The organism is Corallococcus aberystwythensis (assembly GCF_003612165.1).
GTDB classification, from domain to species: domain Bacteria; phylum Myxococcota; class Myxococcia; order Myxococcales; family Myxococcaceae; genus Corallococcus; species Corallococcus aberystwythensis.
In genome coordinates, this window is record NZ_RAWK01000487.1 from 1 (window position 1) to 2,812 (window position 2,812).

The window sequence follows — 2,812 nt, forward strand, 5'->3', positions numbered from 1 at the left end:
GGGCAGGACAGGGGCCTTGGGGTGGAAGGATGTGTCCGGCGCTGGAACCGCGGCGGCCCCTGACTGGCCGCCTGCTCCGGTCCTTCCCGAGCGTTCGGCGCTAGACTCCCGCCCCGTGCGCTACGAGCTTCACGACAGCCGCGTCCTCACCTGGTCCCTGGAGGCGCACGTCACCACGCACTGCAACCTGCGCTGCGCGCAGTGCTGCCCGCTGTCGCCGCACCTGCCCGCGTGGGCCGTGTCCCCCCAGGCGCTGGGGGACGACCTGCGCCGGCTGTCGCGCGTGCTCAAGCCCAACGTCTTCAAGCTCACCGGCGGCGAGCCCTTCCTCCATCCGGACCTGCCCGCCGTGCTGGACGTGGTGCGCGCCTCCGGGCTCACCGAACAGGTGTCCGTCACCACCAACGGCTTCCTCGCCCAGAGCGCCCCGGACGCCGTGTACGAACGGCTGGACCGGATGACGCTGTCCTTCTACTCGTCCGCGCCCCTGCCCGAGCGCTCCATCGCCCGCATCACCGAACGCTGCGACCAGCACGGCGTCCACCTCACCGTGAAGGCCATCGACCGCTTCCAGCGCATCACCCCGGACGCGCCGCTCGCGTCCGACGCGGAGGTGCGGGACGTCTTCGAGAAGTGCTGGCTCAAGCAGCGATGCCACCTGGTGCATCGGGGCCGCTTCTACACCTGCACCCGGCCGCCCCACGTCGCCACCGTCCTCGCCGCGGAGCACCCGCACCTGCCCGCGCTCGCCGAGAACGACGGCGTCCCGCTCGATGACCCGGACCTGCTCACGCACCTGCTGACCTATCTGGAACGTGACGTTCCTCTGGCCACCTGCCGTCACTGTCTGGGTTCCAGCGGCCCGTGGGAACCGCACGCGCAACTGCCGCGCGCTCGCGCTGCCTCCTGATCAGGCGGCCGGGACTTGCAGGGGCAGCTCCACGGTGAAGACGGAGCCCTGGCCCAGCTGGCTCTCCACGCGCACCGTGCCGCCCATGGCCTCCACCAGCGTGCGGGTGATGTAGAGCCCCAGCCCCAGGCCGCCGTAGTGCCGCTCGCTCACCGCGCGCTCGAAGCGGCCGAAGAGGCGCGGCATGGACTGCTCCGCGATGCCGATGCCCTGGTCCCGCACCGTCAGCGTTGCCTTTTTCCCATGTGTCTCCACGCGGATGTGGATGGGGCGCCCCTGGCCGTACTTGATGGCGTTGTCCACCAGGTTCACCACCACCTGCTCCAGCCGCGGCCGGTCCCACAGGCCCATCGTCACCGTGTCCGCGAGCTCCAGCTGGAGCACGGAGCCGGAGCGCGCGGCGGGGCCCTCGTAGGCGGACACCACGTCGCGCACCAGCTCCACCAGGTCCACGGACGTGCACTCCAGGGACATCCGTCCGGCCGCGATGCGCGACACGTCCAGCAGGTCGTTCACCAGCTCCGCCAGCTTCTTCAGCTGTCGCGAGCCCACGTCCAGGTAGTTCTCCACCAACTCGCGCCGCACCGGGCCCGGGGTGCGGTCCAGCTCGCGCCGCAGCGCCTGGAGCTTGAGGTTGAGCGGCGTGAGCGGCGTCTTCAGTTCATGGCTCGCGATGGACAGGAACTCGTCGCGCAGGCGCACCGCTTCGCGCGCCTCGCGGTACAACCGCGCGTTCTCCATGGAAAGCGCGGCGCGGTTGGCCAGCTCCTGGAGGTAGGGCAGGTCCGCCTTCGTGTAGCTCCGCCCGGAGCGCCGCGTGGTGCCGAAGCTGAGGATGCCCAGCGGACGCTCCCCGGCCACCATGGGCACCAGCGCGATGGAGTTCAGGTCCAGCTTTCGGAACACCTCCAGCCGCCCCGGGTCTCTCGTCAGCTTCCGCAGGCCCTCCTCGGTGACGTCCTCGATGAAGAAGGGCTGGCCCTGGAGCAGCAGCGGCATGGCGCCCCCCAGCGAGGGGGCGATGGCGTCGTACGGTGCCGGGGCCCACAGCTGCTCGCGCAGCTCCGCGGGCTCACCGGGCGCGTGCGCCACCTCCAGCCGCTGGAAGCCGCCGTCCCCCACCGTCATGTCGACGATGCACCAGTCCGCCACCGCGGGGACGGCCAGCCGCACGACGTTGGTCAGCGTGGCCTTGTAGTCCAGCGACGTGGCCAGGAAGGAGCTGGCTCCCGCCAACAGGCGCAGGTGCTCCTCGTTGTGCGACAGCTCGCGCGCCAGCCGCTCCGCCCGGGCGCGGGCGTGCACCAGGTCCGTCACGTCGAAGCCGAAGCCAGCGATGCCGTCCACCTGCCCGCGCGTGTCGTGCGTGGGCATGTACGTGACGTCGAAGATGTACTCGCGCACGGAGCCATCCGGCTGCGGCAGCTTGAGGGGCACCTCCCGGCCCACGAAGGGCTCGCCCGTCGTGTAGACGTGGTCGAGCATCTGGCCCACGCGCTCGGCCTCCTCCTTCGGCCCCACCTCCCGCGCGGGCAGGCCCAGCAGCCGCTCCGGGTTGCCCAGCATCGCGGAGTTGAGGGGGTTGGACAGCTCGAAGACGTGCTGGGGCCCGCGGAAGATGACCAGGTGCGCGGGCGCGTGCATGAACAGCTCATGGAGCCGCGCGCGTTCGTATTCAGCGGCGGCGCGGGAGGCGCGCTCGCGCTCCAGCAGGTCCGCGCGCTCCGCGTTGGCCCGGCGCAGGCGCACGTTGAGCAGCGTCACGAACACCGAGAGCGCGAGGAAGAAGGTCAACGCGATGAGGTTGCCGGGGTGGGTGACCCAGTTCCCCAAGGGGGACATGAAGAAGTAGTCCACCGTCACCAGCGAGAGGGCCGTCGCGACCAGCCCCGGCCCCCAGCC

2 protein-coding genes are annotated in these 2,812 nt (G+C 71.1%); one reads left to right on the top strand and one right to left on the bottom strand.

Annotated features, from left to right (window positions below; all coding sequences use genetic code 11):
* Window positions 1-115: 115 nt before the first annotated feature.
* The gene (locus D7W81_RS40705; protein WP_120560684.1) at window positions 116-910 is read left to right on the top strand and encodes a radical SAM protein; all 795 of its coding nucleotides are present in this window, start codon (window positions 116-118) and stop codon (window positions 908-910) included.
* On the opposite strand, the gene D7W81_RS40710 is transcribed toward D7W81_RS40705, so the two are convergent.
* On the bottom strand, window positions 911-2,812 hold a 1,902-nt coding region (locus tag D7W81_RS40710), incomplete at its 5' end, for a sensor histidine kinase (protein ID WP_120560685.1).